Origin of the sequence: Nodularia sp. LEGE 04288 (genome assembly GCF_963896525.1) — a bacterium.
Lineage (GTDB): Bacteria > Cyanobacteriota > Cyanobacteriia > Cyanobacteriales > Nostocaceae > Nodularia.
The window spans coordinates 25,811-31,867 of sequence record NZ_CAWQOY010000151.1; the positions used below are offsets into that span (position 1 = coordinate 25,811).

At 42.3% G+C, this 6,057-nt stretch carries 5 protein-coding genes; 2 read left to right on the forward strand and 3 right to left on the reverse strand.

Going from position 1 to position 6,057, the window contains the following annotated elements; all coding sequences use genetic code 11:
- Positions 1-5: 5 nt before the first annotated feature.
- The 3 genes from AACX33_RS22095 to AACX33_RS22105 form a co-directional block, all read right to left on the reverse strand.
- Positions 6-740 (reverse strand): T4 family baseplate hub assembly chaperone, encoded by a 735-nt coding sequence (locus tag AACX33_RS22095; RefSeq protein ID WP_193998914.1) that lies wholly within the window; start codon positions 738-740, stop codon positions 6-8.
- A 143-nt stretch (positions 741-883) separates the two neighbouring features.
- Positions 884-1,408: a phage tail protein gene (locus AACX33_RS22100; RefSeq protein ID WP_193998915.1), complete on the reverse strand. Its 525-nt coding sequence runs from the start codon at positions 1,406-1,408 to the stop codon at positions 884-886.
- Positions 1,409-1,594: 186 nt separating this feature from the next.
- Positions 1,595-3,130, reverse strand: a complete 1,536-nt coding sequence (locus AACX33_RS22105) for a phage tail sheath family protein (RefSeq protein ID WP_193998917.1) — start codon at positions 3,128-3,130, stop codon at positions 1,595-1,597.
- 512 nt (positions 3,131-3,642) lie between these two features.
- On the opposite strand from AACX33_RS22105, the gene AACX33_RS22110 reads away from it, so the two are divergent.
- Both AACX33_RS22110 and fni read left to right on the forward strand, forming a co-directional pair.
- A complete protein-coding gene (locus AACX33_RS22110) occupies positions 3,643-4,215 on the forward strand; it encodes a PsbP-related protein (protein WP_193998919.1) in 573 nt (190 codons plus the stop codon).
- A 33-nt stretch (positions 4,216-4,248) separates the two neighbouring features.
- Positions 4,249-5,304, forward strand: coding sequence for a type 2 isopentenyl-diphosphate Delta-isomerase (gene fni, locus AACX33_RS22115; protein WP_193998921.1), 1,056 nt, complete (start codon positions 4,249-4,251; stop codon positions 5,302-5,304).
- The last annotated feature ends 753 nt before the right edge of the window (positions 5,305-6,057 follow it).

A 6,057-nucleotide genomic window follows, 5' to 3' on the forward strand; every position in this document is an offset into this window, starting at 1 on the left:
AAAAATCAACCAGCTAAATCTAAATAAAACTGTCTTCTAACTGCGCTCATAGCGAGGATATCGGCTTCCCTCCAACCATAAAATCGTGCCAGTGTATGAACTTCACGCAGCAAGCGCTTGGCTTGAACGCTAATTTCACTCCAAAAAAATGCGACTATATCAAATAAAATTTGCCAGTGATGATTGCAAGCCGGACAGGTGAGATTTAATAATATTTCTGCTTGGGGGTCACATTCAGCCATCTGCTGTGCTAACAAAGTCATCAAATCAGGAGATAATTCTTTGTCATCAAGAGCAACTCCATCACGATTAACTTCTAATACACAACGCTGTCCAATTAAATAGCGGGCTTTGTTCACATCTTGATAGCCCACCACAGCAGCTAAATCCTTACTGTTAGGTAGACGAAACCGCAGTTGTAAATTCCCAGAGGTGAGCAGATATTCCTGGTTGATTGCTGGTATTGGTTCAGTCAGGCGAATATCTGCGACATTAACTGTAAATTCCAAGCGTTCAGCACATTGAGGACACTCAGCATAACTTTCCATTTTGTCACCAAGGGTGATTTCTCTGAGTGTTAATAAAGATGTGTCTCGTTGTCCAATACTTAGTGATGCTAACTCATCTACCGATTTTTCTGGGTAAGCAAAACTCAGCATGGTCATGGCTCTATCTATAGGATGCTGATTCTGACCAGTTTCCCAAATTTGGAGCATATTTTGGGCGGACAACGAACGCATAATTTCTACCAGTTTTGAGCGGCAACAAATGCATAATTTCTACCAGTTTTAGGGATAGGGGAAATGAGGAGAATGAGAGAGATGGGAAGAGTATGTATTTTTCTTCTGCACCCTGCACCCTGCCCCCTGCCCCCTGCCTCCAATTAAGCAGGTTCTAAGAAACTTGGCTCTGTGGGTTCGGAAACATCATAGTCACGTTCCCAGCCTTCGTTTTGGAGTTGAATGGTTTGGATGGCTATAGCATTCGCACTTGCATCAAGTTCAGGTAAGGATTGAAATTCTGATACCCAGCAACGAAAGACTTTATAGGCGATCGCCACTTGTCCAGTTTCATTCATCACCTCTATAATGATGTCCTTACGAAAATCTTTCAGGGAAACTTCAGAACCCAAGCCAGAACCATAATTCCAAACTTTATTCGCCCACTGTTCAAAATCTTTATCGTGGGTAACACCCCTTTCTAAAGTAATCGCTTCGTATTTGGTTTGTCCTGGTGACACACGAGGGCTACTGGGGTCGCCGCCTTCGCGATGGGTGACTACTTCTGTAGTGCGTTTCAAAGCTCCAACCTTGCTAATTCCAGCTACATACCTACCATCCCACTTGACACGAAATTTAAAATTTTTATAAGGGTCGAAACGCTGGGCATTTACACTAAACTGAGCCATGATAACCTCAATCAAATATGGTTAATTTATTTGTGCGGACAATACAGCAGTCCTCAAGCATTCGGGAAAACCTCTCTTTTCTATCTCTCTGCGTTCTCTGCGGCTCTGTGGTTAGATAAAAAAATTAAATTTAACCAATCAGATAAGATAACTACAGGTGTCAAGAAAACCTAATTTTTCCCTAATTTAAACAGCAATTTGCCCAGCCATCTGCTGAAATTTGAGAATAACAAATTCTGCTGGTTTCAAGGGTGCATAACCGACGACGATATTAACAATGCCCAGATTGATATCATTTTGCGTGGTTGTTTCACTGTCACATTTCACAAAATATGCTTCTTTGGGGGACTTACCCTGAAAAGCTCCTTGGCGAAATAAATTATTCATAAACGCGCCTAGATTCAAGCGAATCTGCGCCCATAGTGGTTCGTCGTTGGGTTCAAATACCACCCATTGAGTCCCACGATAAAGACTTTCTTCTAAGAACAAAGCCAACCGTCTGACGGGAATATATTTCCATTCTGAAGCATCTTGATCAGCGCCTTGACGAGTCCGCGCTCCCCAAACTATGGTTCCGTATGTGGGAAATGTGCGTAAGCAATTAATCCCCAAAGGATTCAGAACCCCATTTTCGGGATCTGTTAAAGTGTAGCTGAGGCCTTGAGCGCCACGGATGACAGCTTCAATACCTGCTGGTGCTTTCCATACACCGCGCTCGCTATCTGTGCGAGAAAATATGCCTGCGATCGCCCCTGAAGCGGGAAAGTCCCGTAGACGGAAATCTTTCTTGGGATCAGCTGCCAAAATTCGCGGAAAGAAGATAGCCGCATTTTTATCTTTACTAGCGCCTACAGCCCAATCACCAATCTCAGTAAAACCTTTTGAGGGTGGGGGGTCAATAATATAAAATGCCCGTTGTTCTGCACAAAATTGGACTGCTTTCTGAATCACATCTTTACCAGCAGTTTCAGATAGTGTAGTGGTTTCTGGAATCACTAACAGATTAAACAAATCCACATCACGCAACGCATATATCCCGGTTTTGGCATCAGATTCACCTAAGATATCATTGGCGCTAGGTTTAGTACCATCTGCACCATTTGTCAATTGTGTCGATGTCTCTAATGGCCGAATCTCGTTATCACTGCTTTCTATGGGAATTTCTAGACGAATCAGCTGAGAATCACTATTTACCACATCTGGTGCGTATTTAGCAGATTTGCTATCCATACTCAGGTTGAGAAATTTTTCAATTTCTACAGGAACACGATCAGCACTGTTCCCTTGTTGTACCTGACGGGTGACTGTGAGGTTAAAGGTAGTTGGAGAATCAGGAACGTGTTCTACTTTCACAAATAAGTCTTCACCCCACTTCCCGCCGTTAGCAGCTTTCACTGTCAACGCATTGTCATCTTCACCAGTTCCATACTTGAGTATTTGACTGGCTTGACTAGCACCTTGGGCGACACGCACGACATAAGCATCACTACCACCATTCAAAAAGAATTGCTGTATAGAATAGCTGATTTCGCTATCTGGGTGTAATCCACCAAATGCACGTTCAAAATCGCCAAAATTGAAGATGCGGACAGCTTTATTTAATGTGCCTCTGGGTGTGTAGCCAACAAATGCTGTAATTGAGGTAGAAACCCCTGTAATGGTGCGGACTCCACTGGAAATTTCCTCAATGTAAACACCTGGATAGGTGGGATTGACAGGCATAAAATATTCCTCTTAGGCTGAGTCAGTGCAGATCGCACAAGATGATCTAAGAATACAATGTCTCTTTCCTGATTTACGTATTTTAGGCTGTTGATGTGGAATTCTGTCTCAGAGGTTGTTTTAAAAGTGACCGGCTGTGATTTTAGGCAGGTATGATCTCCCCTAGCCCCGCTATATACGGCTACGGTGTACACACAAGTCGAGAAACTCTCACCCACATTGGTTTGAATCTGGTAGGGTGCTAACGGATGTATTAGCCTTACGGCATAACACGCCACTACGAATAATTTATATTTCTTGACATACATTGAATTTTTCTTGCTCACTTACTTACGCAACTGACGCAATGCGATGGGCGATCGCCATTTTGTAGTGCTTCACTAATAAAATATTCATGAAAAAATCAGGAGAGTATCATTGTTGAGTTGTAGCTATCAAAGAAATTATTAAGCTAATGGCAAAAATTGATCATGCAATTCCCCAATGGACTATTCAATCAGGAGTTAACAATCATGAAATCTCACAAACTTTATTGGATTCTGTTTTTCCTAATTTTAATCCTGCCTACACCAGTTTTACAGATCCTAAAAAATTCTGTTGCTATTGCCCCAAAGACAAATACAAACACAGCAACTAACTTTAAAACTTATGTAGAAAAAAATACCTATTCGATTTCTTACCCATCAACATGGATTGCAGATAGAAGCAGTAGAGAGTTAGTAATTTTTTATAACCAAAAGCTTACAGGTAACAGTGAGGAACTGCCTTTAAATTTGGTTAAAACTGATATCAAAGTCGAAAATATTAATTTTGATGAAAAAATCAATAATTACAAGTCTGCTTCTGGAGTAGGCTTAGGTGATGAAATGCCAGTCAAAGAAGAAAAATTAAATATTGGCGGTACAGAAGCATATCGAGTTTGGTGGGGAATTGATCAAAAAATAGGTTCTGTGCTGACTTTATTCAAATATAAGAATCAAGTCGTATCAGTTCATACTTTCATTAATCCTAATAATACTCAAGCATTGCCAATAATTTATCAAACTCACAACTCTTTGAAGGTGTCACAAGACTATCCGCGTTAAGCTGCCAATAACCACTCACTAAAGGAAATCAAGATGACTAGTACTGTACCATCAGTCAATGCTGTAACTGAAATTGAGAGCCGCAAAGCTGACCACCTACGTGTCTGTTTAGAGGAAGATGTCCAGTTTCAGCAGGTAACTAGCGGATTTGATCGCTATCGCTTGACTCATGATTGTCTTCCGGAAATCAATCGCAGTGATATTAATCTGCAAACCACCTTTCTGGGGAAAAATCTTGGCGCTCCCCTGCTGATTTCTTCGATGACCGGAGGAACCGAATTGGCGCAGTTAGTCAATACTCGTTTAGCAACTGTCGCTCAACGCTACCGATTAGCAATGGGAGTGGGTTCACAAAGAATTGTGCTGGAACAGCCTCATTTAGCTCCTACCTTTGCTGTGCGCTCCTTTGCTCCTGACATTCTCTTGTTAGCAAATTTGGGGGCTGTGCAACTAAATTATGGCTGCGGGCTTGATGATTGCTTGCGCCTGGTAAATTCCTTGGAAGCAGATGCGCTAATTCTGCATCTTAACCCCCTGCAAGAGTGTGTGCAATCACGGGGAGATACAAATTTTCGGGGGCTGTTGGCTAAAATTGCCCAGCTTTGTCAGCAACTACCCATTCCTGTGGTTGTCAAAGAAGTGGGAAATGGCATTTCTGCGCCAATGGCACAAAAGTTAATTGATGCGGGAGTGACAGCCATTGATGTTGCTGGTGCTGGGGGAACTTCTTGGGCCAAAGTGGAAAGCCAACGCGCTCAAGACCATAAGCAGCGCCGTTTGGGTCAAACTTTTGCTGATTGGGGTTTACCAACCGCAGAGTGTCTTCAGTCTATCAGAGCGATCGCACCGACAATTCCTTTGATTGCTTCTGGTGGGATCATCAATGGATTGGATATTGCCAAAGCGATCGCTTTAGGAGCAGATGTAGCCGGTTTAGCCAGACCTTTTTTAGCAGCCGCCGTCAACTCCGAAGCCGCCGTGGATCAGTTGGTCGAAGTTCTGATTGCTGAACTCGAAACAGCTTTATTTTGTACTGGTAATGCCACCTTAGCAGAACTCAGAAGTTCTGGGGCATTGCAACGTGTCTAAATCCAAGGACTGCCCAGAAATCAATCATTGGGCAGATGACAAAAAAAGCAATCGCATTCCTCCACTCCTGCCTCTAATGCTGTTTGTACTTGGCGCTGTTCTTATTCTTAACTAGCAGCAAAAAAATTATAAATGTAATTTTTAATAATGACTAAAATGCCGCAACTATTAGCCTTTTAACGGAATTTAGACCGGATAATGCCACGAATTTGTTACCATCATCGTAAGGCTTTTAGCCAAATAAGAAAAATGTGTTTGTTTCATTCGTTGCGAGGGAATTTAATACTTTTGACTTTTGACTTTTGACTTCCCCTCCTGGGGCGCTCATATCTTGCACCTATCCAGAGAAACCCAGACAACATCGAGAGATGGGCGATATGGCTACCTGATTTTATGGGCTGTTATCGCGAAATCAAAGGTGTTGGTTGAATACTGAGGAACTTATAATCTCCGTCCATTTATGGCGGGGCTACGGTGTACACATATCCTGATCCAGAAAGGGTTTCCCGCCCTAAAAACAAGGTTTAAGCGGAAATCCGGTTCCCCTCCTCGCTTGCGGCTATCCATTACCCACAAAATTCTTAACAATCTTGAAACCTCTATTTTGCAAGGGTCATAAGGATTCAAATTTATTACGTACTTGACAAATTAGCCCTTGTTGTTCTCGCTAAAAACCCACTTTTATTGAGAATGGACAACGTAGGTTTAAGGCTTCGCGATTTGGAGAGCGATCGCTCTCGCAAATGTTAAGAA

Excerpts from the sequence above, each read along its gene's own strand:
- AACX33_RS22095 (WP_193998914.1), bottom strand. The coding sequence starts at position 740 with ATGCGTTCGTTGTCCGCCCAAAATATGCTCCAAATTTGGGAAACTGGT.
- AACX33_RS22100 (WP_193998915.1), bottom strand. The coding sequence starts at position 1,408 with ATGGCTCAGTTTAGTGTAAATGCCCAGCGTTTCGACCCTTATAAAAAT.
- AACX33_RS22105 (WP_193998917.1), bottom strand. The coding sequence starts at position 3,130 with ATGCCTGTCAATCCCACCTATCCAGGTGTTTACATTGAGGAAATTTCC.
- AACX33_RS22110 (WP_193998919.1), top strand. The coding sequence starts at position 3,643 with ATGAAATCTCACAAACTTTATTGGATTCTGTTTTTCCTAATTTTAATC.
- fni (WP_193998921.1), top strand. The coding sequence starts at position 4,249 with ATGACTAGTACTGTACCATCAGTCAATGCTGTAACTGAAATTGAGAGC.